The sequence below is a fragment of the Pseudomonas sp. genome (assembly GCF_030147005.1).
Taxonomy (GTDB): Bacteria; Pseudomonadota; Gammaproteobacteria; order Pseudomonadales; family Pseudomonadaceae; genus Aquipseudomonas.
The window spans coordinates 12345-37875 of sequence record NZ_JASLAW010000064.1 but is presented as its reverse complement, the minus strand read 5'-3'; the positions used below and the strand labels follow the sequence as shown (position 1 = coordinate 37875).

Annotated in this window: 22 protein-coding genes; 13 read left to right on the top strand and 9 right to left on the bottom strand. The window is 61.9% G+C overall.

The window, feature by feature from the left end; translation table 11 throughout:
- Positions 1–125: 125 nt before the first annotated feature.
- From Q1V60_RS06140 to Q1V60_RS06130, 3 genes are all read right to left on the bottom strand, one after another.
- Positions 126–737 carry a 3'-5' exonuclease gene (locus Q1V60_RS06140; protein WP_300628407.1) on the bottom strand — a complete coding sequence of 204 codons (612 nt, stop codon included), beginning with the start codon at positions 735–737 and terminating at the stop codon, positions 126–128.
- A gap of 39 nt (positions 738–776) precedes the next feature.
- Positions 777–1253 carry an NYN domain-containing protein gene (locus Q1V60_RS06135; RefSeq protein ID WP_300628406.1) on the bottom strand — a complete coding sequence of 159 codons (477 nt, stop codon included), beginning with the start codon at positions 1251–1253 and terminating at the stop codon, positions 777–779.
- 118 nt (positions 1254–1371) lie between these two features.
- Positions 1372–2106 carry a DUF2076 domain-containing protein gene (locus Q1V60_RS06130; protein WP_300628403.1) on the bottom strand — a complete coding sequence of 245 codons (735 nt, stop codon included), beginning with the start codon at positions 2104–2106 and terminating at the stop codon, positions 1372–1374.
- 179 nt (positions 2107–2285) lie between these two features.
- Between Q1V60_RS06130 and Q1V60_RS06125 the strand changes: the two genes are divergently transcribed.
- The 9 genes from Q1V60_RS06125 (at position 2286) to Q1V60_RS06085 (ending at position 14232) form a co-directional block, all read left to right on the top strand.
- On the top strand, positions 2286–2945 hold the full coding sequence (locus Q1V60_RS06125; protein WP_300628401.1) for a YciC family protein: 660 nt from the start codon (positions 2286–2288) through the stop codon (positions 2943–2945).
- A 41-nt stretch (positions 2946–2986) separates the two neighbouring features.
- On the top strand, positions 2987–4075 hold the full coding sequence (locus tag Q1V60_RS06120) for an endonuclease/exonuclease/phosphatase family protein (protein ID WP_300628398.1): 1089 nt from the start codon (positions 2987–2989) through the stop codon (positions 4073–4075).
- 131 nt (positions 4076–4206) lie between these two features.
- Entirely contained in the window at positions 4207–4971 is a 765-nt protein-coding gene (locus Q1V60_RS06115; RefSeq protein ID WP_300628396.1) for an aldolase/citrate lyase family protein, read from the top strand.
- Between the two features lie 22 nt (positions 4972–4993).
- Positions 4994–7099, top strand: a complete 2106-nt coding sequence (locus Q1V60_RS06110; protein WP_300628394.1) for a TonB-dependent siderophore receptor — start codon at positions 4994–4996, stop codon at positions 7097–7099.
- Between the two features lie 75 nt (positions 7100–7174).
- Complete coding sequence (locus Q1V60_RS06105; RefSeq protein WP_300628393.1) at positions 7175–8374, top strand: siderophore biosynthesis protein PvsA; 1200 nt, start codon at positions 7175–7177, stop codon at positions 8372–8374.
- Positions 8371–10152: an IucA/IucC family protein gene (locus Q1V60_RS06100; RefSeq protein ID WP_300628391.1), complete on the top strand. Its 1782-nt coding sequence runs from the start codon at positions 8371–8373 to the stop codon at positions 10150–10152. Before Q1V60_RS06105 ends, Q1V60_RS06100 begins: the two co-directional genes overlap by 4 nt.
- Positions 10137–11279 carry an MFS transporter gene (locus Q1V60_RS06095; RefSeq protein ID WP_300628389.1) on the top strand — a complete coding sequence of 381 codons (1143 nt, stop codon included), beginning with the start codon at positions 10137–10139 and terminating at the stop codon, positions 11277–11279. Before Q1V60_RS06100 ends, Q1V60_RS06095 begins: the two co-directional genes overlap by 16 nt.
- Complete coding sequence (locus tag Q1V60_RS06090) at positions 11276–13051, top strand: IucA/IucC family protein (protein ID WP_300628388.1); 1776 nt, start codon at positions 11276–11278, stop codon at positions 13049–13051. The genes Q1V60_RS06095 and Q1V60_RS06090 overlap by 4 nt, the downstream gene beginning before the upstream one ends.
- Positions 13048–14232 (top strand): type III PLP-dependent enzyme, encoded by a 1185-nt coding sequence (locus Q1V60_RS06085; RefSeq protein ID WP_300628385.1) that lies wholly within the window; start codon positions 13048–13050, stop codon positions 14230–14232. The genes Q1V60_RS06090 and Q1V60_RS06085 overlap by 4 nt, the downstream gene beginning before the upstream one ends.
- Before the next feature lie 48 nt (positions 14233–14280).
- Here the strand turns inward: Q1V60_RS06085 and hrpB are convergent, their stop codons facing one another.
- On the bottom strand, positions 14281–16788 hold the full coding sequence (gene hrpB / locus Q1V60_RS06080) for an ATP-dependent helicase HrpB (protein ID WP_300628383.1): 2508 nt from the start codon (positions 16786–16788) through the stop codon (positions 14281–14283).
- Between the two features lie 53 nt (positions 16789–16841).
- Positions 16842–17492: a hypothetical protein gene (locus tag Q1V60_RS06075; protein ID WP_300628381.1), complete on the bottom strand. Its 651-nt coding sequence runs from the start codon at positions 17490–17492 to the stop codon at positions 16842–16844.
- A gap of 287 nt (positions 17493–17779) precedes the next feature.
- Here Q1V60_RS06075 and Q1V60_RS06070 point away from each other — a divergent pair, with 287 nt between their 5' ends.
- Together Q1V60_RS06070 and Q1V60_RS06065 are read left to right on the top strand one after the other, a co-directional pair.
- Positions 17780–18199: a polyribonucleotide nucleotidyltransferase gene (locus Q1V60_RS06070; protein WP_300628379.1), complete on the top strand. Its 420-nt coding sequence runs from the start codon at positions 17780–17782 to the stop codon at positions 18197–18199.
- A 9-nt stretch (positions 18200–18208) separates the two neighbouring features.
- Positions 18209–19102 carry a cation diffusion facilitator family transporter gene (locus Q1V60_RS06065; protein ID WP_300628378.1) on the top strand — a complete coding sequence of 298 codons (894 nt, stop codon included), beginning with the start codon at positions 18209–18211 and terminating at the stop codon, positions 19100–19102.
- On the opposite strand, the gene Q1V60_RS06060 is transcribed toward Q1V60_RS06065, so the two are convergent.
- On the bottom strand, positions 19099–20109 hold the full coding sequence (locus Q1V60_RS06060) for a DUF6515 family protein (RefSeq protein WP_300628376.1): 1011 nt from the start codon (positions 20107–20109) through the stop codon (positions 19099–19101). The genes Q1V60_RS06065 and Q1V60_RS06060 overlap by 4 nt on opposite strands.
- Before the next feature lie 418 nt (positions 20110–20527).
- Between Q1V60_RS06060 and Q1V60_RS06055 the strand changes: the two genes are divergently transcribed.
- Both Q1V60_RS06055 and Q1V60_RS06050 read left to right on the top strand, forming a co-directional pair.
- Complete coding sequence (locus tag Q1V60_RS06055; RefSeq protein ID WP_003194418.1) at positions 20528–21007, top strand: Lrp/AsnC family transcriptional regulator; 480 nt, start codon at positions 20528–20530, stop codon at positions 21005–21007.
- A 207-nt stretch (positions 21008–21214) separates the two neighbouring features.
- Positions 21215–21424, top strand: a complete 210-nt coding sequence (locus Q1V60_RS06050; protein ID WP_025858220.1) for a DUF2788 domain-containing protein — start codon at positions 21215–21217, stop codon at positions 21422–21424.
- Here the strand turns inward: Q1V60_RS06050 and Q1V60_RS06045 are convergent.
- The 3 genes from Q1V60_RS06045 to Q1V60_RS06035 all read right to left on the bottom strand — a co-directional run bounded on the left by Q1V60_RS06045 (position 21419) and on the right by Q1V60_RS06035 (position 25352).
- A complete protein-coding gene (locus tag Q1V60_RS06045; RefSeq protein WP_300628373.1) occupies positions 21419–22054 on the bottom strand; it encodes a pseudouridine synthase in 636 nt (211 codons plus the stop codon). The genes Q1V60_RS06050 and Q1V60_RS06045 overlap by 6 nt on opposite strands.
- 71 nt (positions 22055–22125) lie before the next feature.
- Complete coding sequence (amn, locus tag Q1V60_RS06040; RefSeq protein ID WP_300628370.1) at positions 22126–23598, bottom strand: AMP nucleosidase; 1473 nt, start codon at positions 23596–23598, stop codon at positions 22126–22128.
- Positions 23599–23696: 98 nt separating this feature from the next.
- Positions 23697–25352, bottom strand: coding sequence for an acyl-CoA dehydrogenase family protein (locus tag Q1V60_RS06035; protein ID WP_300628368.1), 1656 nt, complete (start codon positions 25350–25352; stop codon positions 23697–23699).
- Between the last annotated feature and the right edge of the window lie 179 nt (positions 25353–25531).

Below are 25531 nucleotides of genomic sequence, written 5' to 3'. Positions count from 1 at the left end.
GGGCTTGCCGCCTCCCACATCTATTTGGATCTCTGGTGTTCTTGGGGGTGTGGCTGATTTGGTTCTCTGGTGTTCTTGAGGGTGTGGCTGATTTGGATCTCTGGTGTTCTTGAGGGTGTGGCTGGTTAGAACCCGCGATGTTTCTTCAAATGCTCATTGATCTTCGCCGCCGGCACTTTCTGCAAGGTGCACAGCAAATCGTGGGACAGTTCGCGCAAGCCATGGGTCTGGCGCAGTTCCTGGGCCAGATGCGCCGTCAGGTTGGCAGCCATCTCCGCATCCGCCAGCGCCCGGTGGGCCTTGCCGGTGTGGGGCAGTTGGGCGTAGCTGTTGAGGGTGCCGAGCTTGTGATTCGGCGCCGCCGGCATGAGGCGGCGGGCCAGCAGCAGCGAGCAGGCGAATTTTTGCAGGCGGGTGCGGCGGATCAGGCCCAGCTCGTAGTCCCAGAACTTCTGGTCGAACGCGGCGTTGTGCGCCATCAGCGGCGTAGTGCCGACGAATTCGTTGACCTCGTTCATCACCCGCTCGGCCGGTGGCGCGTTGCGCAGCATGGCGTTGCTGATGCCGGTGAGTTGCTCGATAAAGCCCGGCACGCGTACGCCGGCATTCATCAGGCTCTGGTAGCGGTCGACGATTTGCCCGCGCTCAAGAATGACCACGCCAATTTCCGTGGCCCGGCATTGGCTGCTCGGGGTAATGCCGGTGGTTTCAAAGTCGATGACCGCTATACGTTCCAAACCTGTTCCAACTCCGTCTAACAATGTATTGAGCCGTGCTTATTTAAGCAGCAACGCGCCTTCGATCGGCACGTAGCGGCTGGCGGCGCGTATCAGTGAGTTGGCCGTCAGCCCCGGCACGCCGTAGGCCACGGCCTGCACGCCATGCTTGTGGATGATGCGGTCGAGCAGCATGTCGAAATCGCCATCACCGGAGGCCAGCACCACTTCGTCGACGTTAGCGGCGGCGTCCATGATGTCGATGGTGATGCCGACGTCCCAGTCGCCCTTGGCCGAGCCGTCACTGCGCTGGATGTAAGGCTTGAGTTTCACGGTAAAACCGAGGTTGCGCAGGATCTGCTGGAACTGCTGCTGTTTGCTGTCGCCACGGTCGATGGCGTAGGCGTACGCCTCGACGATCTGCCCACGGGCGCTGATATCGGCCCACAGCGCGGCGTAGTTGAAGTGGCAGCCATACGCCTGGCGAACGGTGTAATAGAGGTTTTGCACATCGGCGAACACTGCAATTTTCTTCACCGCACTTCCTCAATGACAGCCAGGCGCCAGCGCCCGGAAAGGGCGCCAGTATGCCAGCCATGCGAAGGTTTCCGGGAAAAATCAGACCGGAGCGCCGCAGCGCTCCGGGCCGGGCGTGTCAGACGAAGGAATCGTCGTCGCCAAAGGCGGAGGAATCGTCGGAATAATCGCTGTCGGCGACGCTGTCCGCGCTGTTGCTGCCCCAGCTGTCATTACCCGCGAACTTCTGGTCATCGTTGCCCCAGCCACCTTGATCACTGGCAGGCGCCGGTTGCTCGATGATCTCTTCCACCACCTGCGGCTGCTGGTTGTGGTGGAACAGGCTGCTGATGCCTTCGGCGAGCAACACGCCCCCGGCCACGCCGGCCGCCGTTTTCATTGCGCCGCCCAGGAACCCGCTGCCCGCGGGCGCAACGGCGGCCGGTTGTTGCGGCGGTTGATAATTCTGCTGCGGTGCCGGCGGGTTAAACGCTGGCCGCGCCGGCTCACGCCAACCGCCGCCCGAACTGCCCGGCGCGGGCTGCGCATCACGCGAACCGCCGCCAAAGATGTTCGACAGAAACCCACCGCCGCTCGCCGGTGCCGCTGGCGCGGACGCAGACTTGGCGCGCTGCAATTCTTCCTGCAATTGCTGGATCTGCTGCGCCTGCTGCTTGTTCTGCGCATCGAGGCTTTGCAGCGCGTGTTCCTGCACCAGTATCGACTGGGTCATGTAGTAGCCGGCGGCCGGTTGGCGAGTCATGTGTTCCTTGATCCGCGCTTCGGCCTGGGCGTCGCGGGGGGCTGAGTCCGTTTCGGCTTGCTGCAACCGTGAAAACAGTCCATCGATCAGGGTTTGTTCTTCGCTGTTCATGGCGACCTCGTTAGATTGCCGGTAAAAATCAGGGTCCCGCCTGAGGTCAGGCAAGGTACGACCTAGTTATGGGGCTGTTACCAATTGTTTCAATGGTCTTTACTCAAGGTTTACGTTTGCTTGCCCCTGCCAGCTATCGGTTAAAGTGTGCCCCTGCTTTTCAGCCTGTGATGACTCTGATGAATCCGTTAGATGTGCTGCGCGACTCCTTTCGCTTTACCCTGCGCAACCTGGGCGCCATCGTCCAGCTGTGCCTGCCGCTGGTGATCCTCGAAGCCCTGCTGCAACAGGTGCTCGACCACACGCTGGGCCCGGATGCCTTCAGCGGTTACAGCGTGGTGGTGGGGTTACTGGTGTATCCGCTGTACACCGGCGCCCTGATCCTGTTCCTCGACGCCCGCACCCGGGGCGAATCGCCCAGCACCCGGGATGTGTGGGCCATGGCCTTGGCGATGTGGCCGCGCTTCGCCCTGCTGACGGCCATGAGCACATTGCTGATATTGCTGGGGCTGTCGCTGTATTTTCTGCCGGGCCTGTGGCTGATGGTGGTGCTGGCGTTTGCCGAGTACCTGTTGGTATTGCGCGGTATGTCGGCGCTTGAAGCGATGAAGGAAAGCCTGCGCCTGACCCGTGGGCACTTCTGGCGAATCCTGGTATGCCTGCTGTGCGTGATGACCCCGCTGTGGCTGCTCAAGGGCGCCAGCGTGGCGGCGTATCCCGACCCCGCGCCGCTGCTGGGGCTGTTGATGGACAGCGCGCACAGCTTCCTGCAACTGTTTACCAGTGTGGTGCTGTTCCGTTTATTCATGTTGATCGGTGGCGACGCCGACGCGCGGTGATATGCTCCGTGCCACTTCTGAAATGCACATAAGCCGAGCCGATGACCCGTTTATTGCGCATCACCTTGTTGAGCCTGCTGCTGATTGCCGGCCTGCTGACAGCCCTGGTCTACAGCCTGACCTGGCGCCCGGCCGACAAGCAGACCTTGCCCGTCAGTTGCGTGGCGCCGCGTGCGCCGACTCTGCTGCCGGGCCAGGCGCTCAAGGTGATGACCTGGAACGTGCAGTACCTGGCCGGCAAGAACTACGTGTTCTGGTACGACACCCCCGACGGCAGCGGCCCGGACGAGCGTCCCACGGTTGAAGACATGGCCTTCAGCCTTGACGAAGTGGCGCGGGTGATCCGCGACGAACAGCCCGACATCCTACTGTTGCAGGAAATCGACGAAGGCGCCAAACCCTCCCATTATCAGGACCAGCTCGCCCTGTTGCAGGAGCGGCTGGTCGACCTCTACCCCTGCAGCACCCAGGCGTTCGACTGGAAAGCCGACTTTGTGCCCAACCTGTCTATCTTCGGCAGCGTCGGGCGCAAGCTGGCCACCCTCAGCCGCTACCAGATCGAACACGCCGAGCGCCTGCAATTGCCGACCGCGGATGCCAATGTCATCAGCCGCCAGTTCCAGCCCAAGCCCGCCTTGTTGCTGACTTACCTGCCGCTCAGTGATGGCGGGCAATTGGCGGTGCTCAATACGCGCCTGGAAGGCGGCACGCCTGGGCGCAGTGCGGTGCAGGAACAGGTGAAAGCCACCGTGAAGTTGCTGGATAAGCTGGAAGGCCGTGGCACGCCCTGGTTGATTGGTGGCGATTTCAATTTGCTGCCGCTGGGCCAATTCCTGCGCCTGGATGCGCAAAAACGCGGCCAGTATTCGCCGGACAGCGAGCTGCATTTGTTGTGGGACAAATACCCGATGATCCCGAGCAACAGCGAATCCAGCGGGATCGACCGCGAAAAATGGCTGACGCACTTCCCCAATGATCCAAGCCTTGAAGCGCCGGACCGTACGCTCGATTACCTGTTCTACAGCCCGCGGATCAAGCGGGTGGAGGCCAAGGTGCGGCAGGAGGATACGTTGCGTATTTCCAACCATTTGCCGGTGATTGCGCGCTTTTTATTGCCGGCCGCGCAATAACGAGGCATTAGGCCAGTAACAGGGGTTTTAGTGGGCCCATCACGAATATCACGCGCCTGCGATTAAACATGTTTACATATGATTGGGAATGATTACTATTAGCGCACTTCCACTCTGAAGGATATGCGTCAGTGATACGGATCTCACCGGTGTTTACCCGCTTACAAACAGGCGACAACGTCTACGGCCTGCTCAATTCTTTACCTTCGCCCCTGCTTTGCGAAATGATTGCGTTTGCCGGCTACGACTTTGTGATTCTTGATCTTGAGCACTTGCTGCGCTCTGAAGAAGACATCATGCATTGTGTTCGCGCGTGTGAGGCCGCAGGGATTTCGCCTTGGCTGCGCATACCTGAAGTGGACGAAAAACTGATCGGTCGGGCGCTGGATGCCGGCATCGAAGCCATTGTCCTTTCCCGCACCGAAAGTGCTGCGCAAGTTCAGCGCGCCATTGAAGCGGCGTACTTTCCCCCGTTGGGGAAACGCGGAATAACCGGTGGGCGCATTACCGGTTTCGGTCGCCTGCCGTTACCCGAATACATCGAACTGGCCAATCGTCAAACCCCTATTATTCCCATGATTGAAAGTCGCGCCGGGGTCGCCGCCCTCGGCGAGATTCTGCAGCTGCCGGGCGTCGGCATGATCATGGAAGGCGCTCTGGATCTGGCGCTGGATCTCGACCTGGGCCCAGACCCGCTCAACCCCCAGGTCTGGCAAACGCTGCAATCCATGGCTGATGCCTGCCTCAGCGCCGCAGTACCCTTCTGCGCAAACCCCCGCACTGCTGAACAGAACACGCTATGGCGCGCCCGCGGGGTTCGATGCTTTCTGGCCGGTGAAGATCGGGGCTTGCTGCATAACGCCTTGAAAACCCGATTGCACTCTCTCCAACATTAAAAATGAGCCGGCGTATACCTACATGAAAACAAAAAATTCTCTGCACTTTTCACTGAGTCTTATCACTCTGGGCATCTGTCACGGTGCCATGGCCGCCGATCAACCCGTCGATTTATCCACCCAACCTGCCAATAGCCTGGAACTGGCTCCCGTGATGATTAAGGGTGATGTGCTCGGGACCGCCAGTGATCAGGAGGTGCGGACCTATGCCGGCAGCCGCAGTGTTATCGACTCCAGCGAGCTGAAAAAAGCCAGCGTGCGCGGTGTGGATGACGCGCTGCAACGTGTACCGGGCGTCAAGATCTTTGACGAAACCGGCACCGGCGCCTTGCCACAGATATCGGTACGCGGGCTGTACGAGAGTCGTAGCGGCCGGATTCAAGCGTTGTCGGACGGCATTCCACTGGCGCTGGCGCCGTATGGTCAGACCGGTCTGTCGCTGTTTCCAGTGACCATGGCCACTGTCGACCGTATTGATATCGTGCGTGGGGGCGCAGCGGTGCAGTACGGCCCGAACAACGTTGGTGGGGTAATCAACTTCATCAGCAAGCCGATCCCGCGCGAGTGGGAAACCACGCTGCAGGAGAAATTGACGTTCAACGCCGGCGGACGCCAGTTGTGGGACACCTATGTGGGCACTGGCGGCTACCTGACCGACAATTTCGGCCTGCAACTGGACGTCAATACCCTGAGCGGCGAATCAGGGCGCGAGCACTCCGAGACCGATGTGCAGAACTACCGTCTGCGCGGCCAGTGGAACATCGACGACGATCGCGACCTGAGCTTCGGCATCCAGCGCTACAAGGCCGATATGAGCCTGGCCGGAGCACTCAGCGTAAAGGATTACAAGGATGACCCCCGGCAATCGACGCGTCCGCTGGACCGCTTCGAGGGCGACACCAATCGCGTGTGGGGCACCTACACCCAGCGCCTGGGCGCCTTGGGGCCGTTCGACTCGGTAGAATACAGCTGGACCAACTTCGCCCACGACAGCAACCGCAACTTCGTGGTCGGCCTGCCGTTCACTCCGGACGGTACGGCGGTAACCAAACAGGACGGCCCCCGTGACTTCAAAGTCTGGGGGACGGAGCCGCGCATCAGTGCCACCATCGATGGCGACACAGTCGGCCAGACCTGGTTGCTGGGCGCCCGGTATGTCAGCGAAGACATCGACTATAAGGTCAACCGCGAGCGCATCTCTACCGGCGTGACGACGCCGTTCCGGGACTGGAAGTTCAATGACGACGCCCGCGCGTTTTACCTCAGCAACGCCATCAGTCTGCTCGATCATCGCCTGACCATCACTCCCGGCGTGCGCTACGAAAACGCCCGTATGGAATACGCAGACGGCGTCACCGGGTTCTCGCGCGAGAACAAATCCGAAGAGTGGCTGCCGGGCCTGACGGTGGCTTACCAGGCGACCGACGCCTGGCTTGTCTACGCCAACGCCCAGAAGTCCCTGCGCCCACCGCAAGTCACGCAGATCGTCAAGGAAGGCGATGTCGGTGCCGAACTGGCGTGGAACTACGAGACCGGTGTGCGCTATACGCCCTGGGACGGCATGCGCGTCGACTTCAACCTGTACCGCATCGATTTCGATGACCAAATCAGCTACAACGCCACGACTGACCGCTTCGATAACCTTGGCAGCACACGTCACCAGGGTTTCGAGAGCGAGATTTTCTGGACGCCGCAAGCTCTGCCGGATCTGGACCTGCACGCCAGCTATGCGTACCTCGATGCCAAGCAACGCAACGGCACCTTCAAGGACAACGAAGTGCCGTTCTCCTCGCGCAATCAGTTCACGGTTGACGGTCGTTACCGTTTTGCCGAGCACTGGACCTACAACGTTGACGGCCTGTATGTGAGCAGCGCCTACACCGATGCCGCCAACTCCAGTGCTGAAGATGCCACCGCCAGCGTGGGCAAACTGCCTGCTTATTGGGTCTGGAACACCGCCATCGAGCGTGAATTCAAGCTGGCAGACCACAGCGTGCTGACCGCATCCGCGGGCCTCAACAACCTGTTCAACCGCGAGTATTACTTCCGCGGAATCGACACCAGCCCTTGGGGTCGTCAACCCGCGCCAGAGCGCTCGCTCACCGTAGGCGTCAACTACCGTTTCTAAACCGCGCACTTGCGCACTCGTAAACCAGTTGCCCAATCCTCCGGGACGGGCAACTGTTGCCCCCAGGAAACTGCCATGGAACGCCCATTCGTCATTCTTGCCCACGTCGCCCACCCAGCCATTCTCGAAGGTTTCCTGCCGGCCGCGCACACACGCGGCTTGCCGATCGTGGTGATCACCGACCACGCCCAGGAACACCGACGTCTGCTCGCGACCTCGCACATTTCGCCGGATGAACTGCACGTCATCGAATCTGACGTATTCAACCCGCTGGCGGTGGTCGAGACACTCAACAGCCTGGGTTTGCGCCCCGCCGCAGTGTTCTCCAACAGTGATCACCTGCAGACCTCGACAGCCATTGTGGCCGAGATATTCGAATGCCCCGGCAAGGACTGGCGTCTGTGCTACGCGGCAAAGAACAAGGCGGCCATGCGCGAGCGCATGCAACGTCTTGGTTTGCCCGGCCCATGGTTCCAAGTGATTACATCGAACTCCAAACTGCCGACCGATGCGCCATGGCCGGTGGTCGCCAAGCCGCGTGAAGGCGTCGCCAGCCTGGACGTCAGGCTGTGTCAAAACGCCGCCGATCTGGCGGCTTACTGCGAACAGTTCTGGCAGCAGCAACCGGACCGGGCGTTGTTGCTGGAGGCGTACATGGAGGGGCCTTTATTCACCCTTGAGACACTCGGCGACGGGCACAGCCTGCAAGCCATCGGCGGCTTCGACGTCACCCTTTCAGCACCGCCGCATTTCGTGGAACTCGCCGCACGCTGGAATGGGCAGCTCAGCCGCGCGCAGCGCGCCGACGCGTTGGCCCAAGTGGCCGCCTTCGGGGTCAATTTCGGGGTGTGCCACAGCGAGTTCATTCTGACCGCCCAAGGCCCGGTACTGGTTGAGATCAACTACCGAAGCATCGGTGATGGTCGCGAGTTCCTGCTGGATCGACTGCTGCCACAGGGGTGGTTCGACCGCATCATCGCTTTGCATCTGGGAGAAACGCTGGTCGACACGCAACCCGCGCAAGCCGAAGCCACCGTTCATTACCTCGTGGCCCATTGCTCAGGGCGGCTGAAACAGGCCAGTGCCAGCTTCAATGTCGAACGTGAAGGCCATTGGTGCGATTACCGCGCATTTCACAACACCGGCGACACCGTGACCATCAGCCACTCCAACAAGGACTATATCGGCGTATTGAGATTGATCGCGCCGGATGAGCTGAGCCTTCAAGCGCAACTTGATTCGTCTCTGAACGACCTGAAATGGGTGATGGCATGAGCCTGTCTCCCGACGCCGCGGATCAGGCGTTCATTACTCGACGCATCATCGACTGCTGCCTGCGCGAGGACATCCGAGGGATCGTCAGCACAGGACAGATCTGTCGGTTGCCGCAAGCGCTGAGTCAACACTTGCAGCATCAGCCCGACGCAAGCTGGTTGCGAATCACCCATTTGGGCGCCGACGAACTATGGTTGCCAGTGGTCAAGGCGTATCCGTTGCAGGACTGGATCGGTCAAGGCGACGCCTGGATCAAAGTTTCGCCGCAAGGCCACGCCGAGGTTCAGCGTGGTTACGGCCCCCTGCTGAGCCACCTGAGCCACGGCCTGGACGAAGAAAGTCTGACGCTGTTCGCGGCGTACCTGAAAGAGGCGGATTGCGCGACCGAACACCGGACCCTGTGCAATCAGGCGCAGCGCCAGCATGGCCCTGCGCTGAGCGATGTGACGAGCCTGGCAGACTGGTCGCAGAGGCTGCTGAAGATCGATCAACTGGCGAGCTACCTGGATCACCCGTTCTATCCAACGGCGCGGGCCAAAAGCGGTTTCGATGCCGTCGCGCTCAAAGGATACGCGCCGGAGTTCGCGCCGCGCTTCGAACTTAACTGGCTGGCGATTCCCAACACCGCCCTGACCCTCACTAGCCCGCAGCCGCCGCATTGGCCGAGCTTCGAGGAAGTCGGCTTAGCCGCGAATTTGCAAAACAGCCATTCATTACTGCCCGTGCACCCGCTGACGTGGGACGCACTGGATCAATACGACCTGCCCGAAGGCACGCTCAAGGCTCCACGTTTGGCCATGCAGGTCGAGCCTACGCTGTCCGTGCGCACGGTGGCCTGCATTGATCACCCTCAATGGCACATCAAACTGCCGTTGTTGGTCAGCACGCTCGGGGCGCGCAACCTGCGCCTGATCAAACCCAGCACCCTGTACGACGGTCATTGGTTCCAGACCACTCTGCAGGCCTTGTCCGAGCGCGATCCGGCACTGGCGTCACGCTACCTGCACGTCGACGAAAAACACGGCGGTCATGCCGCTGAAAGTCGTCACCTGGCCTATATCGTGCGCCGTTACCCGACGGGTCTTGAGAACACCACGCTCGTACCTGTCGCCGCATTGGCCAGCCCGCTTGCCGATGGACGCCTTTTCCTCGAACAACTGGCAGAGCGCTTCTACGCGGGTTCGTTGCAACACTGGCTGGAGGATTACCTCGACCTGTTGCTGCAGGTCCATCTGCGGCTGTGGCTGCGGTACGGCATCGCGCTGGAGGCCAACCAACAGAACGCCGTCTTGATGTTCGAACGCGGGCAGCCATTGCGCCTGCTGATGAAGGACAACGATGCCGCTCGCCTGTGGCCTCAGCGCTTCGCCCAAGCGTGCCCGGATCTCGCTGAAAGCCCGGCCGCCCTGCAGGACGCGCGCATTCGCGTCGACAGCAGCCAACCGTTGGCCGAGATGTTTTGCACCATCACCTTGCAGCTCAATATTGTCGCGATTCTGGACGCGATAGCGACCGCCGGCCTGGCCTCGCGATCCGACCTGTACGGCACGCTGCGTCAACGCCTGATGACTTGCCTGCAACAATTCGAAGCGCAGGGCATCGACTGCCACGACGCGCGCCAATGGCTGCTCGACAGCCCGAAACTGCCGGTGAAATACCTGCTCAGCGCCGGCAGCCTGTTCAGCAAGGCGCATTCCGGCGCCAGCGACATCAATAAGTTCTATGGCTACAGCGCGGCGAACTTCCTGCTGGAGGACGCTCAATGCAACGACGTCTGATCACCAGTGTGCTGCTGGGGCATTACCTGTCGGCCTTCACGGCGCTGGGTATTCCGTTGTACCTGCCGCGCATCCTCAACGACCTTGCACCTGACACACCCGGCTGGGCCATCGGTGTGCTGTTCGTATTGCCGACACTGTGCACTGCACTGGCAGCGCCGATCTGGGGACGCTGGGCCGATCGCAACGGTTGTCGCTTGTCGTTACTGCGCGCGCATGCCGGACTGTTCGCGGGTTTTCTGCTGGCAGGCTTCAGCCCTAACCTGATGGTGTTCGTCCTGGCGTTGATCATCCAGGGCACCTTCGGCGGCGCAATGGCGGCGTCCAACGCCTACTTATCGACCCAGTTCAAGGGCGGCGACTTGTCCCGCGCCCTGAACTGGACACAGTATTCGGCGCGCCTGGCGATGATCAGCGGCCCGATCCTGTTGGGGCTGCTCACCGCGCAAGGCATGGGATTGAGCCTGTATCGCTATCTCGCCTGGTTACCGCTGCTGGCCTTCGTGCTCATCCTGCCGCTGCCCAAGGACGCCCCCAAGCATGCCTTGGACAGCAAAAAAGCAGAGCCATTGGGCGATCTGCCGGGAGACATGCCGCGGCTACTGGCGGTGCAGTTTCTGTTCAGCTTCGCGATGGTCGTCACCTTTCCCTACTTCATGCCCTTCGGCGAGCAACTGGGAATTGGCAGTGATGCCATGATCGGCGTGCTCTACAGCCTGCCGCACCTGGTGTACCTGCTGGCCCTGCCCTGGGTTCAGAAACATCAGGGCAATCTGCTGTTGCCAGGGCTGGCGCTGCTGGCAATCAGTAACGCGCTGCAATTCTGGAGCGTACAGGCCGAGCCGCTGTTCATTCTGCGCCTGCTCAGCGGAACCGGCATGCTGCTCAGTTTTGTCGGGCTGCACCGATGCCTGAGCCAGCGCAGCCGAAAAGGCAGCGCCGGTCGCCTGTTCGGCTGGTTCGACTCCAGCGGCAAATGGGCCGGTACCGCCGCGGGTGTCGCAGCCGCGCTGGTCAGTCAGGCCTTCGGCGTTGCATCCCCGTTTCTCGTTGCGTGCCTGGCGGCCATGGCGGCCATGGTACTCGCGCGCCCTCTATTGACGACCTCCCGGGAGATTCCGGCATGACGCTCGCTACCTCTACCGTATCGTTGAACACCGTATCCCAACATGACCATGCCCTTGATGGCGAAGCCCAACGGCATGCCATCGAATGCCTGCTCAATTGCTATTTGCGCGAATATGCATTGCCCCGCAACGAAGTGAACCTGAACGATCAAGCACAGGATCTGCCGATGAGCCTGCGCCAGGCCAATGGCCGTTGCATCAGCCTGCGCCTTCCCGATGGCCGTCTGGTCGTACGCATCGATCGCGCCAGTCTGCTGGGCCGCTGCCACTACGTCAGCGCTCCCTATTTCAAGGGCAACAATCAAAGCTGGCGGCCGTTGGACGCTCACGAGCTGGCGCGTCTGCTCTGTACCCCGTTGAGTGGAGCCGACCGCGTCGGCGAGATGCTGCGACAGATCGGCAACAGCCTGCAGATCACCCGCACCTTTCTGCGGCATTTACGCCCGGCCAACCAGGCAGCCGATAGCCTGCTGACGTCCGAGCAACATCAACTGTGGGGCCATGCCCTGCACCCGACACCTAAAAGTCGCGAGGGCATCTCCCATGACGACTTGCTGGCGTGCTCGCCGGAAGTCGGTGCGCGCTTTCAGTTGCACTGGTTCAAGGTCGATCCGACGCTGATTCGCCACCAGGGTAAAGATCCGCGCAGCACGCTGCACCAACTGTCGGGGCGCGAGGACGCCTATCCGTGCCACCCCTGGGAAGTCAGCCGCGTGCTCGCCGACCCGCTGGTGCAACGGGCACAACAACAGGGTTTGATCACCTACCTCGGCCCCCTGGGTGAGGCCATGTACCCGACGTCGTCGGTGCGCACGCTCTACCACCCGCAGCTCGCCTACTTCATGAAGTTCTCGATGCACGTGCGCCTGACCAACTGCGTGCGCAAAAACGCCTGGTATGAACTGGACAGCGCCGTCGCCCTGACTCGCCTGCTCGGTCCGATCATGAGCGAGCTGGCGACGCAACAACCGGGCTTCCTGTTGATGCCCGAACCCTGCGCCACCAGCCTGGACCTCAGCGCCTTGGGTACGTTGGAGGAGGCGCGGGAAGTCACGGAGTGTTTCGGTATCGTTTACCGAGAAAACCTTCCCGCCGCCGAACGCGAGCGTTATCAGCCGCAAGTGGCAATGGCGCTGTTTACCTGGGATCAACACAGCCGCAGTGTCTGCCACCCACAGGTACAGCGCTACGCCGACAACACCGGCTTGACCATTGAGCAAGCCACGCTGAACTGGCTGGATGCCTATGCCAGCCAGATGCTCGGCGGTGTGCTGTATTGCCTGTTCCGTCAGGGCGTGGCGTTGGAGCCGCACTTGCAGAACACGGTCATCGGTTTTGCTGAAAACGGCTTGCCCAGCCACGTCTGGATTCGCGATCTGGAAGGTACCAAGCTGGTCCCTGAAATCTGGCCCGCTGAACGCCTGAGTGCGCTGGATGAACGTACCCGCAGCTCGGTGTACTACAGCGCGCAAAAGGCCTGGCAACGTGTGGGCTACTGCGCACTGGTGAACAATCTCGGCGAAGCGATCTTCCATCTGGCCAACGGCAGCGGCGCCCTGGAACAGCAGTTGTGGGAGCGAGTCGGCGAGCTGCTGCACGCGCAATCCACGCGCCTGGGCCATCCGAAAGAACTGCGTGAGTTGTGCGCCGGCGCGCCCTTCCCTAGCAAGGAAAACTTCATGACGCGCCTGATGATGCGTGCCGACCGCGAGGCCGGGTACACCTTGTTGCCCAGCCCGCTGGGGATGATTGAAAAGAGGAAATACGCATGAGCCTTCCTGCCTCCGTCGCCCGACGTATCGAGCAGCTCAAGACTGAACACGACGCGCCATTGTGCGCCTACCTCTACGACCTGCCTGCCCTTGAACGGCACGTCAAGGCAATGCGTGAGTCACTGCCGGAAAACTGCGAACTGTTCTACGCCGCCAAGGCCAACCCCGAAGCCCCAGTACTGAAAACCCTGGCGCCATGGGTGGACGGTTTCGAGGCTGCCTCCGGCGGCGAGCTGACGTGGCTGCATGAACAGTGCCCCGACCAGCCGCTGATCTTTGGTGGCCCCGGCAAACTCGACCGCGAACTGGAGATCGCCCTGCAGTACCGGATTTCGGCGTTTCACGTGGAGAGCGTGAACGAACTGCGCAGCCTGGCGCGCATCGCCCGCGAACGGGGCGTGCAGGCGCCGGTGATGCTGCGGCTGAATCTGAAGCTGGCCCAGGCACCGCAGAGTCGCTTGGTCATGGGCGGTAAACCCACGCCGTTCGGCCTGGATGAAGAGGGTCTGGCAAGCGCCCTGCAATTGCTGCGCGAAGAACCTTCCCTGGCGCTCAAGGGGCTGCATTTTCATCTGTTGTCGCACCAGTTGGATGTCGACGCGCACCTTGAGCTGATTCGCAGCTACTTCCTGACCTTCCGCCAATTGTGCGCCGATCACGCGCTGCAACTGCCGCTACTGAACGTCGGCGGAGGGATGGGCATCAACTATCAGGACGCGACCAAGTCATTCGACTGGCCACGGTTCTGTGAGGGCCTGCAGGGGTTGATCACTGAGTACGACATGGGCGCCACCCGCATACGTTTCGAGATCGGACGCTTCATCAGCGCTGCCTGCGGGTACTACGTCATGCAAGTGCTGGACATCAAAAGCAGTCACGGTGAATTTTTTGCCATAGGCCGTGGTGGTACCCATCACTTTCGCACGCCGGCGGCTCAAGGCCACGACCATCCGTTCACGGTACTGCGAGGCACTCAGCCGGCACAAATCAGCGATCAGTCCGTGACGCTGGTGGGCCAGTTGTGTACCCCCAAAGACGTCCTTGCCAGACAACAACCCGTGGCACAGCTGGCGATTGGCGACCTGCTGGTATTCACGCTCGCGGGCGCTTATGCCTGGAACATCTCGCACCAGAACTTCCTGATGCACGAACCCCCCTTAAAGGTTTTTATCGAGGGCTGATTTCACGCACCGCTCATGGGGGCCGAGGTCCAGGGATGTCCGCGTAGATTATTTACGCGGTTTAATTCGGGCGGTCGCCTCGGCCACCAGCGGATCATCCGGCCAATAATGTTTCGGATACCGCCCCTTCAAGTCCTTCTTCACCTCGGCATAGGTACTGCGCCAGAAGTTCGCCAGGTCCTGCGTGACCTGCACCGGCCGCCGCGCAGGCGACAACAGGTGCAGCTTCACCACCTGGCGCCCGCCGGCAATGCGTGGCGTATCCGCCAGCCCGAACAGTTCCTGCAAACGCACCGCCAAGATCGGCGGTTGTTCGCTGTAGTCCAGGCGCACCGACGAGCCCGAGGGCACTTTCACATGCTGCGGCGCCAGTTCGTCCAGTCGCTGGGGCAGTGGCCAGGGCAGCAGGTTGCGCAGGTAGCTGGAAATATCCAGGCTGGCGAAATGGCTCAGGCGCGAGACTTTGCCCAGGTAGGGCATCAGCCAGTGTTCCAGGCCGGCGAGCAAAGCGCTGTCGCTGACGTCGGGCCATTCGCTGGTGGTGCCGGTATCGAGGTTGCGCAGCAGCATGACGCGGGCCTGCCATTGGCGCAGTTCGGGCGTCCACGGCAGCAGTTCCAGGCCTTTGCGGCGCACCAGGTTGACCAGCGCCTGGCTGCGTGCGCTTTCGTCGAGGCCGCTCAGCGGTTCGCGGCTGAGAACGAGTTCACCCACCTTGCGCTGGCGCTCGGCGCGCAGCACGCCTTCGCGTTCGTCCCAGTCCAACTGGTCGACATTGCGTACTTGTTCGGCGAGCACCGTGTCGAACAGCGCCGGGTCAAACTCCGCCGCCAGGTAGATGCGCTCTTCGCGCTGGCCCTGGCGGCTGCCCAGGTCGGCGATCACCAGCCAAGGTTGTTTCATCAAACTGTCGGCTTCGGCAAACAGCGCGGCGCGGCCATTGGCCAAACGGTATTCGGCGCCACCGGGGCGACGCTGTTGGGCGACGCGGTCCGGATAGGCGAGCGCCAGCAACGCGCCGAGCCAGCGTGGGTGATCGGGGTCGGCCACCGGTTGCGCGGCCTGGCCTCTCAAATAGCCACGATATTGTCGGGCCAGTTGCTTGGCGCGCTGCACGCCGCCTTGGGTGCCGCGCGCACGCTCGTCACCGGACAGCAGCGCCAGGCGGCTGTGCACGTCGGCGCCGCCGCCGCGCAGGATATCGCGCTCACCCAACAAGGCGGCGACATCACAGGCCGTGGCCGCAAGCCCCAGGTCCTGCCCGCGTAACAGCAAGTGGGCGATACGCGGGTGGGCCGGCAACTCGGCCATCTTCTGGCCATGGGCGGTGAGTTTTTCGTCATTCAAGGCGCCCAGGCGCACCAATAAATCCTGGGCCTGGGCGTAGGCGGCGGTTGGCGGCCTGTCCAACCACACCAGTTGCGCGGGCGTGACGCCCCAGCGCGCCAGCTGCAAAGCCAGGCCGGCGAGGTCGGCGGCGAGAATTTCCGCGCTGCCATAGGCGGCCAGGCCTTCATGCTGGTCTTCGGACCACAGGCGATAACACACCCCCGGCTCAAGGCGCCCTGCCCGGCCGGCACGCTGGGTGGCGCTGGCGCGGGAGATGCGCTGGGTGTCGAGGCGAGTCATGCCGCTGCCGGGGTCGAAGCGCGGCACCCGCGCCAGCCCGGCGTCGATCACCACGCGCACGCCGTTGATGGTCAGGCTGGTTTCGGCAATATTGGTGGCCAGCACCACTTTGCGTTTACCGGCGGGCGCGGGGTCGATGGCGGCGCGCTGGGCATTGAGGTCGAGCTCGCCGTGCAGCGGGCACAGCAGCACATGGGGTTGATCACCCAAGGCGTCGGACAGTTGTTGATGGACCCGGCGAATCTCCGCCTGCCCCGGCAGGAACACCAGCACGCTGCCGGTCTCGTCATGCAGGGCCTCAAGGATGGTCTGCACCACACGCGGCTCGATAAATTCCCCGGCCTGGTACGGCCGCCCCCAGCGCATCTGCACCGGGAACATGCGCCCTTCGCTGCGCAGGATCGGCGCGTTGTCCAGCAAACCGGAGAGGCGCTCGCCTTCCAGGGTGGCGGACATCAGCAGGATTTTCAGCGGCTGCTCATCACGAAACAGATCGCGACCGTTGAGGCTCAGGGCCAGCGCCAGGTCGGCGTCGAGGCTGCGCTCGTGAAATTCGTCGAATATCAACAGGCCCACGCCGTCCAGCGCCGGGTCGTCCTGCAGGCGGCGGGTGAGGATGCCTTCGGTGACCACTTCGATGCGGGTTGTGGGGCCGACCTTGCTGTCGAGGCGGATGCGATAGCCAACCGTTTCACCGACCTTCTCACCCAACTCGCTGGCCAGGCGCTCGGCAGCGGCGCGCGCGGCCAGGCGTCGGGGTTCGAGCATCAGGATGGTCTGCCCGGCGAGCCAGGGTTCATTCAACAAGGCCAGCGGCACGCGGGTGGTTTTACCGGCGCCGGGCGGCGCTTCCAGCACGGCTTCATGGCGAATCGCCAAGGCGTCACGCAGGGCGGGTAAAACATCATCGATGGGCAACGAATTCATAAAGTTCTCTGACAAGCTGCGCAGTTAAGAGGAGCAGGCGTTCCGGCGACTACCTAATGCATGGGTCGTCCGTACCAACACATAACCATCGAGTTGACGTCCTGATTCTCGTCGGTGCTCTCTTCAGGTGTGTGTTTCAGGCACACAACGACCACGCTGACAGCAAACGCGAGTGTCAGAAGGCTTATAACAATATCCATGCCGACACCTGAACGGAACGAGTTAAAGAACACTCGCGGCGAAGCCCAATGGAGGAGGAATATAAAAAACGGAAACATACCAGCCCCTTGCCACAGGACATCGTCGACGGGAAATCCAAGGAGACCACAGGCGGCAAGAAAACCAAGCAAGTAGGCGTAATAAGTCACCATCAGGCTGATCATGAATTTCGTCGGGGCCAGGGCCATGATCACCAGCCAGTGATCCTTTGCTGCATATGAAACGGGCCCGATAAGACGAGTGAGGCCGATGATCAAGCATGTCACTACCGTTAATACCGCGATTGAAATAGGTGCCAACCCTTCACCATAGGCCGTCCTCAGCAGCTCACCCACTGCTGGCTTCAGACAAGTGCCCCAGTAAATCAACGCCATGGAAAACACAAAATACAGCAGGAATAAACTTGAGTATTCGACGAAGAAGGCTTTCAGATCCTGATAAAAGGTCCGGTCATAATGTGTGGTTGCCTGCTGCTCTTGAGTCATCATTCATCCTTGTTTTTTCGTAGACTGCCCGGCGTTGCCGTCTGCAAACAGAAAAGCTTGAACACCTGTTGGCGCCCAAGGCGGCGGCGAGTATAACGGCGAACTTGCGGATGCTGACGCACGTCTCAAAAACACTCAGTGTTTGGAGTGTGAATGCCGTCGAGTGTGGGCCCCGGCTTGAACTGCGATGGCGGCGGTTCAAGGAATACAGCGGCTCCCACATTGGGGCATCGGCGTCTGGCACATCTGGCTTATAGTCACCCTTAAATATGTTCAGGAGACTTTTCATGCGTATCGCTTCCCGTGTCATCGGCGGCGTCTTGGCCGTCACCCTGCTGAGCCAGCTCACCGCCTGCGGTTCGATTTTCTACCCGGATCGCCGCGGCCAGATCGACGGCAAGATCGACCCGGCCATTGCCGTGCTCGATGCCGTCGGCTTGCTGTTCTACGTGATCCCCGGCCTGATCGCGTTCGGCGTCGACTTCGCCACGGGCGCGATCTACTTCGAACCGGGCAAGACCGCCCAGGTCGCGCCGGAAAAACTGCACGAAGCCATCGGCGCTGACGGCAAGGTCGACAACGCCAAGCTGCAAAGCATCATCCAGAAGGAAACCGGCCGCACCTTGCCGCTGGACGACCCACGCCTGATCCAGTTCAAGGGCAGCGTGCAACAACTGGCGTCCCTGGGCCTGCAACCCGCCGCCTGAGGACCGCTCATGACCAGCAGCCCCGAACACGCCAGGCTCCTGCGCCTGGCTACCCGCGCTTCGGTAGGCGTGGCCTGTGTGCTGATCATCACCAAGGCCATCGCCTGGTGGTTCAGCGGCTCGGTGGCCATGCTCGCCGGGTTGACCGACTCGCTGCTCGACGGCGTGACCTCGTTGCTCAATCTGCTGGCGGTGCACTACGCACTGCGCCCCGCCGATGACGATCACCGTTACGGTCACGGCAAAGCGGAATCGCTGTCGGGCATGGCCCAGGCGCTGTTTATCGGCGGCAGTGCGGTGCTGATCGCATTCCAGGCCTACCAACGCTTGCAGCACCCGGAACCGGTGGGCGCGCCCTGGCTGAGCATTGGCGTGATCGTGTTGTCCCTGATGCTGACCGTGGCGTTGTTGATGCTGCAACACCGGGTGATCCGCGAAACCGGCTCCAACGCGGTGCGCGCCGACTCGCTGCATTACCGCTCCGACCTGATGCTCAACGGCAGCATCCTGGTGGCGTTGGTGCTCGCAGGTTTTGGCTTGCATCAGGTCGACGCCTGGTTCGGCCTGGGGATCGCCGCGTACATCTTATGGAGCGCAATCCAGATCGCCCGGGAAAGCTTTGCCGTGCTGATGGACGAAGAACTGCCTGTGGATATCAGCCAGCACATGCTGGACCTGGCCCGTGGCGTACCGGGGGTGCTGGGTGCCCATGACTTGCGCACGCGGGTTTCCGGCAACCACTGGTTCGTGCAGTTGCATCTGGAGTTGCCGGGGGAGCTGACGTTGTCGGTGGCCCACGGCATCAGCGACCAGGCCGCCGATGCCATTCATCAGGCCTACCCGAAGGCCGAGGTGCTGGTGCACGCCGACCCGCAGGAAGTGGTCAGCGGCGCCAAGGCCTAATACTGGACCTGGTAGCCGCGAGTGCTCAGGCAGTTGCCCTGGGCCTGGCGATAGGTCTGCACTACCGCCGGGTCGGGGGCGTAGGTGACGGTCCGAGGATCGAAACCACTTTGCTGCACGGCCCAGCGATAACAGTCGTAACCGTCCTGTTGCACCTGGGCCGGTGACTGGCCGTTGGCGGGATACGCCACCACGTCATACCCATTGCCCTGGGGCGCGGGTTGCGGTGCCGGCACGGCCGTCGGCGGTTGCACCACCACATACTGCTGCGTGCTGTTTTCGTAGGCGTAATAGGCACCGCCAGCAAGAAAGAACAGCGTGCTGCCCACCCACACTTCCCGTGCGTAATCCGGCAGTTCATGCACGCGGATGCCGTATGGCGGCGTTACCACCACATAGCGCGGGCCTTGCGGGCGATACCAGTAACCGCCGGAGAAGAAGTAATCCTGGCCACGGTAGGGCACGCGGTAATTACGCTCGGGGAACCGATCGATGACATAGCCCGGACGATAGTGCGGGCCTGAGCCCCAACCGTTGCCGTGCCCATCGGGACGGCCAGGCCAGCGGTTGTCGCCGGGGTGACCAGTGTAGCCGGGCCGTGAACCGGGACCGCCCGCTTCCCAATGGCGGTTGTCGTCGTTACGTCGCGGGATATCGCGGTAATAGCCCTGGCGCGGTTCCTGGGTCTGGCGCACGGTATCGGGCCGCCCCTGGATCGGCAGGTTATTGGACGGCTGCGGTTGCGGCCGTTCCTGTTCATTCGCTTGCGGGCGCCCTTGCCATTGGCCACCCCCCCTCTGGCCGCCGTGCTCAACCTGCGGACTCTGCGGGCGCGGCTGATTATTCTCCGGGCGCCTGCCCTCTTCCGGCCCCCGCTCATGCTGACCGCCACCGCCCTGCGGGCGCTGCCCCTGGCCAGGTGAGTTATCGCGTTCGTCGGCCACCGCCTGGGCGCCGACGCTGGCCACCAGCAAACCAACACCTGCCATACGCCAGATGCGCTTCATGCTTTTCCTCACTGCGGGTTAGGGCGTGTTCATGAGACTGGAAAAGCCTCGGCCGGTTCTGAGACAGGTTATCAGTCACAAGAACTATTTTCTTGAGCGCAAAAGAAAAGGGGTGACCCGTCGGCCACCCCTTGAGAATTTCGTCCTGGCTCAACGCTTTTGACGTTGGCTCACCTCACGCCGTCTTGTGGACAGTGTGCAGCCTGGAGGCCGGCTCAACCCTGCTGGGGCGGCGGCCGCAGCGGGCCGGATTGGGCTCGCTGCAAGTGGACTGTTGTCCAGGCGGTGATTCTGTTGATAACGATACAGGGCCGCGTCCGACGGATGATTGCGAAGATTGCGTCAATAAACAGTGCTTGCGCAATTTTTAACCCTTCATGGATAATTCACCGCAATAGTTACGACAAAGGCCAACCCAATGAGCAAGCTTGACCGATACGACTTGAGTATTTTGGCGGAATTACAGCGTGACGCACGGATCTCCAACCAGGAGCTGGCCGAGCGTATCGGCCTGTCGCCTTCGCCCTGCTCGCGCCGGGTCAAGCAATTGGAAGACGACGGCTACATCGCGCGCCAGGTCGCGCTGCTCGATCGCAAGATGCTGGGCCTGAGCCTGACGGCCTACGTGCTGATCGGCATGGACCGCCATACCCCGGAACGTTTCGAGAATTTCGAAGCCGCCATCCGCACGTTGCCCCAGGTGCTGGAATGCAGCCTGGTGACCGGGATGGATGCCGACTATCAGTTGAAAGTGGTGGTGCCGGACATGGACCACTACCAGAAACTGCTGCTGGGGCACCTGACCCGGATTGAAGGCGTGACCAGCGTGCGCTCAAGCTTCGTGCTCAATCAGGTGCTCAACAGCACCGAACTGCCGTTGACCCACTTGCGTACCTGACTTCAAAAAACACTGTAAATCCCCTGTGGAGCGGGGCTTGCTCGCGAATACGGATTGTCGGTCGATGACTGTGTGGCTGACACACCGCTTTCGCGAGCAAGCCCGCTTCCACAGTTGGACCTCACTTCGATCCAGGTCAATATTACGTCGGCAGCGCTGCCTTATACTGCCCGCCTGCCTTTGTCGGAAAAATACCCCATGAACAACATCGACCCCGCCCTGTTCGAAGAATGGATGATGACCGGCCTCGTCACCCTGCTGATCATTTTCATGGGCTTTATCGTCTGGGACCTGGCGAAAAAATCCAAAGCCGGGCGCTTTGGCTCGTTCATTCTGTTTTTCGTGCTCGGCCTGGGCGTGGCCGCGTTCATCATCAAGAGCGTAGTGATCGGCCTGATCGAGTCCGGCGCTTTATAAACGCGCCGGCACCGCCTTCCACTGGCCCTGGTCGAGGCCTTCGATAGACCAGTCGCCAATACGCACGCGCACCAGGCGCAACGTCGGCAACCCCACCGCTGCGGTCATGCGCCGTACCTGGCGGTTACGCCCTTCACGAATCACCAGTTCCAGCCAATGGGCGGGCACGCTTTTGCGAAAGCGCACGGGCGGGTTGCGTGGCCATAACTCAGGCTCGTCCAACTGCCGGGCCTCGGCGGGCAAGGTCATGCCGTCGTTAAGCTCCACACCGTCGCGCAGACGTTGCAGTTGCGCTTGCGTAGGTTCGCCTTCGACCTGCACCCAATAGGTTTTCGCCAGCTTGTGCCTGGGGTCGGCAATGCGCGCCTGCAATTGGCCGTCGTTGGTCAGCAGCAACAGGCCTTCGCTGTCACGGTCCAGGCGGCCTGCCGGGTAAATACCGGGGATATCGATAAAATCCTTGAGGGTCGCGCGCCCGCCTTCGTCGCTGAACTGGGTCAGCACATCGAAAGGCTTGTTGAACAGGATCAGCTTCGGCTCGGCCGGTGGCGCCTTGGCGACACGACGCGGGCCTGCATGCGGGGGTTTCACGCCAGGGCGACGCGAATCGGGACGGGTGGGACGGGACATGGCGAAGGAACATCTAACGGTCAGGGCCGACAATGCTAGTGGCCTGACCGCTAAATGACCATCCCAACCGCTTAGCGGAACGGCGGCTCGTCAAAGCTGCGCAGTTTTCGCGAGTGCAGCGCGTTGAGTTCGGTACGCAGCAGGTCGACGGCTTCGATGCCGATCTTCAAGTGCTGGCTGACCGCCCGCTCGTAGAAAGCGTTGGCCGAACCCGGCAACTTGATCTCACTGTGCAGCGGTTTGTCCGACACACACAACAACGTGCCGTACGGTACGCGCAAACGGTAACCCTGGGCGGCGATGGTGCCGCTTTCCATGTCCACCGCCACGGCGCGGGACAGGTTGATCAGTGGCCGCTCCTGAGCCCAGCGCAGCTCCCAGTTGCGGTCGTCGTAGGTCAGCACGGTGCCGGTGCGCAGGCGTTTTTTCAGCTCTTCGCCTTTTTCGCCGGTCACTTTGGCCGCCGCTTGCTGGAGCGCCAGCTGCACTTCGGCCAGGGCCGGGATCGGGATGTTCGGCGGTACTACGCGGTCGAGAATCCCATCGCGACGCATATAGGCGTGGGCCAGTACGTAGTCGCCGATGGTCTGGGATTGGCGCAGGCCACCGCAGTGCCCGATCATCAGCCAGCAATGCGGGCGCAGCACGGCCAGGTGGTCGGTGATGTTCTTGGCGTTGGAGGGGCCGACGCCGATATTCACCAGGGTCACGCCGTGGCCGTCAGTGGCCTGCAGGTGATAGGCCGGCATCTGGTAGCGGTGCCAGACCACGCCTGCGGCAATCGCCGACGCTTCGCCGTGGTCCATGCTCTTGTCGATCACCACGTTGCCGGGCAGCACCATGCGGATAAAGCGCGGGTCGCTGCGCAGTTGCTCAAGGCCATGCAGGATGAACTGGTCAACGTAGCGATGGTAGTTGGTCAGCAGAATCCACGGCTGCACATGGCGCCAGTCGCTGCCGGTGTAATGCACCAGGCGGCGCAGGGAAAAGTCCACACGGGCCGCGTCGAACAGGGCCAGGGGCAGCGGGTCGGTGTTTTCCCAGTCATAGAGGCCGTCGGCGATGCCATCGGTGGCGGCGGACAAGTCGGTGCTGGGGAACACGCGGGCCAGGGTGGCGGCGGTTACGCCGGAACCGGCCAGTTCATCGCCCTGCTCCACCACGTACGGGTACGGAATATTCTGCTGGCTGACGCCCACCTCCACCGTCACGGTGAAGTCATGCATCAGCGGCACCAGTTGTTCCAGCAGGTACTTACGAAAAGCCGCCGGATGGGTGACGGTAACGCTGTAGGTCCCCGGCAGTTGCACCTTGGCGTACGCCCGGGTGGTCTGTGGGACTTCGCCGTGGCAGTGGTAAGTCAGGCGCAGTTCCGGGTAGCGGAACAGCGCGCGTTGTGCGGCGTCGGGTTCGACGCGATCCTTGAGGTATTGCTTGAGGGCTTGATTGAGCGCGCCAGTCGCGCGCTCGTGCAGGGCCGCCAGCCGGTCCACGGCTTCTTCAGCGGATTGAACGACAATAAAAGCTTCGGTCACGGTAAGCATCCTGTGTTCTGGACTTGCAGGCCTTTATCTTGCCTGTATCGCGGCCTCACTGAAACAGCAGGATTGGAATGCTGTAAATAATCACCATTTGCCCATGCTCAGTCAGAGGGGTTGGGGGTCGAGCGGGCGACAAGCGCTTGCACATCCACCCCACGCGGCAAGGCGCCATACACGCGCCCCGACGATTCCCCCAACCGGCTGGCAATAAACCCGTCACTGACCGCTGCATTGCCGGCTTCCAGCAACAGCTTGGCCTGCAACGCCAGGGCAATATCCTCGGTCAGTTGACGGGCGCGGTACTGGATATCTTGCGTGTCCATAAACGCCGACTTCAACCGCTCGACGTGACGCGCCAGTTGCGGGTCGCCATGCCCGTCGCCCAGTTCGACAAACAACGCCTCCAGCACTCCGGGCTCTTTCGACAATGCCCGCAGCACGTCCAGGCATTGCACGTTGCCGGAACCTTCCCACGTCGAGTTCACCGGCGCCTCGCGGTACAGACGCGGCAGGATGCTGTCTTCGACGTACCCTGCGCCGCCCATGCATTCAGCGGCTTCGTTGATCATGGCCGGCGCCCGTTTGCAGATCCAATACTTGCCCACCGCCGTCACCAGCCGGGCGAATTTGGCTTCCTGTTCATTCTCCAGGTGGTCCAGCGCCTGGCCCATGCGCAGGCTCAAGGCCAGGGCCGCTTCGCTTTCCAGGGCCAGGTCGGCGAGCACGTTCTGCATCAGCGGTTGTTCGCTCAGCACGCGACCGCCGACCGAGCGATGGGCGCAGTGATGGCTCGCCTGGGTCAACGCCTGACGCATCAGCGCGCTGGAACCGACCATGCAATCGAAGCGGGTCATGGCAACCATCTCAATGATGGTCGGCACGCCGCGGCCCTCTTCACCGATCATCCAGGCCAGGGCGCCACGGAACTCCACTTCGCTGGAGGCATTGGAGCAGTTGCCGAGTTTGTTCTTCAGACGCTGGATGTAGAACTCGTTGCGCGTGTCATCCGGGCGATGCCGGGGCAGCAGGAAACAGGTCAGGCCCTTGTCGGTCTGGGCCAGGGTGAGGAACCCGTCGCACATCGGCGCCGAGCAGAACCATTTGTGGCCCACCAGTTCGTAGGCCTGCCCCGGGCCGCCCGCGCCCACAGGGTAGGCGCGTGTAGTGTTGGCGCGCACGTCGGTGCCGCCCTGTTTTTCGGTCATGGCCATGCCGATTGTGGCACCGCCTTTGTGGGCGATGCCGACGTTGCGCGGGTCGTATTGGGTAGCGAGGATCTTCGGCAGCCAGAGGTCCGCCAGGTCTGGCTGCAACTGCAGGGCCGGAACGCAGGCGAAGGTCATGGTCAGCGGGCAACCGGTACCGGCTTCGGCCTGGCTGTGCAAGTAAGTCATGGCGGCGCGGGCCACATGGGCGCCGGATTGCGGGTGTGTCCACGGCAGTGACGGCAGGCCATGCTCGACGGCGGTACGCATCAGTTCATGGTAGGCGGGGTGAAACTCCACCAGGTCGATGCGATGACCATAACGGTCATGGCTGCTGAACACCGGCTTGTTCTGGTTGGCCAGGAACCCGGCCTCCATCAACGGCCCGCCGGCCAGCGCACCATAGGCATCGATACGCGACTCGGCCCAGCCGGCGCCAAAGCGACGCGCCCACTCTTGCAGGGGCAGGTCGATGCGGTACAGGTTGGTACCGTCCAGGGACGGGGGCTGGTTGGTGACGTCGTGGGTTTCGGCAAAACGGTGCAGGTTCATGACGGGCCTCCTGAAAAAAGGCCACGTCGATGTCAGGCTGCCTGTAGGAGCGAGCTTGCTCGCGAAGAACGTAAACAATAACGCGCATTCTGAATATACGCGCTGCTCTCAGGTTCTTCGCGAGCAAGCTCGCGCCTACAAAAGGCACCGATCGATTGAGGCCGGTTATTTCAGTTAAG

Excerpts from the sequence above, each read along its gene's own strand:
- Q1V60_RS06130 (WP_300628403.1), bottom strand. The coding sequence starts at position 2,106 with ATGAACAGCGAAGAACAAACCCTGATCGATGGACTGTTTTCACGGTTG.
- Q1V60_RS06125 (WP_300628401.1), top strand. The coding sequence starts at position 2,286 with ATGAATCCGTTAGATGTGCTGCGCGACTCCTTTCGCTTTACCCTGCGC.
- Q1V60_RS06120 (WP_300628398.1), top strand. The coding sequence starts at position 2,987 with ATGACCCGTTTATTGCGCATCACCTTGTTGAGCCTGCTGCTGATTGCC.
- Q1V60_RS06110 (WP_300628394.1), top strand. The coding sequence starts at position 4,994 with ATGAAAACAAAAAATTCTCTGCACTTTTCACTGAGTCTTATCACTCTG.
- Q1V60_RS06105 (WP_300628393.1), top strand. The coding sequence starts at position 7,175 with ATGGAACGCCCATTCGTCATTCTTGCCCACGTCGCCCACCCAGCCATT.
- Q1V60_RS06100 (WP_300628391.1), top strand. The coding sequence starts at position 8,371 with ATGAGCCTGTCTCCCGACGCCGCGGATCAGGCGTTCATTACTCGACGC.
- Q1V60_RS06095 (WP_300628389.1), top strand. The coding sequence starts at position 10,137 with ATGCAACGACGTCTGATCACCAGTGTGCTGCTGGGGCATTACCTGTCG.
- Q1V60_RS06090 (WP_300628388.1), top strand. The coding sequence starts at position 11,276 with ATGACGCTCGCTACCTCTACCGTATCGTTGAACACCGTATCCCAACAT.
- Q1V60_RS06085 (WP_300628385.1), top strand. The coding sequence starts at position 13,048 with ATGAGCCTTCCTGCCTCCGTCGCCCGACGTATCGAGCAGCTCAAGACT.
- hrpB (WP_300628383.1), bottom strand. The coding sequence starts at position 16,788 with ATGAATTCGTTGCCCATCGATGATGTTTTACCCGCCCTGCGTGACGCC.
- Q1V60_RS06075 (WP_300628381.1), bottom strand. The coding sequence starts at position 17,492 with ATGACTCAAGAGCAGCAGGCAACCACACATTATGACCGGACCTTTTAT.
- Q1V60_RS06070 (WP_300628379.1), top strand. The coding sequence starts at position 17,780 with ATGCGTATCGCTTCCCGTGTCATCGGCGGCGTCTTGGCCGTCACCCTG.
- Q1V60_RS06065 (WP_300628378.1), top strand. The coding sequence starts at position 18,209 with ATGACCAGCAGCCCCGAACACGCCAGGCTCCTGCGCCTGGCTACCCGC.
- Q1V60_RS06060 (WP_300628376.1), bottom strand. The coding sequence starts at position 20,109 with ATGAAGCGCATCTGGCGTATGGCAGGTGTTGGTTTGCTGGTGGCCAGC.
- Q1V60_RS06055 (WP_003194418.1), top strand. The coding sequence starts at position 20,528 with ATGAGCAAGCTTGACCGATACGACTTGAGTATTTTGGCGGAATTACAG.
- Q1V60_RS06045 (WP_300628373.1), bottom strand. The coding sequence starts at position 22,054 with ATGTCCCGTCCCACCCGTCCCGATTCGCGTCGCCCTGGCGTGAAACCC.
- amn (WP_300628370.1), bottom strand. The coding sequence starts at position 23,598 with ATGCTTACCGTGACCGAAGCTTTTATTGTCGTTCAATCCGCTGAAGAA.
- Q1V60_RS06035 (WP_300628368.1), bottom strand. The coding sequence starts at position 25,352 with ATGAACCTGCACCGTTTTGCCGAAACCCACGACGTCACCAACCAGCCC.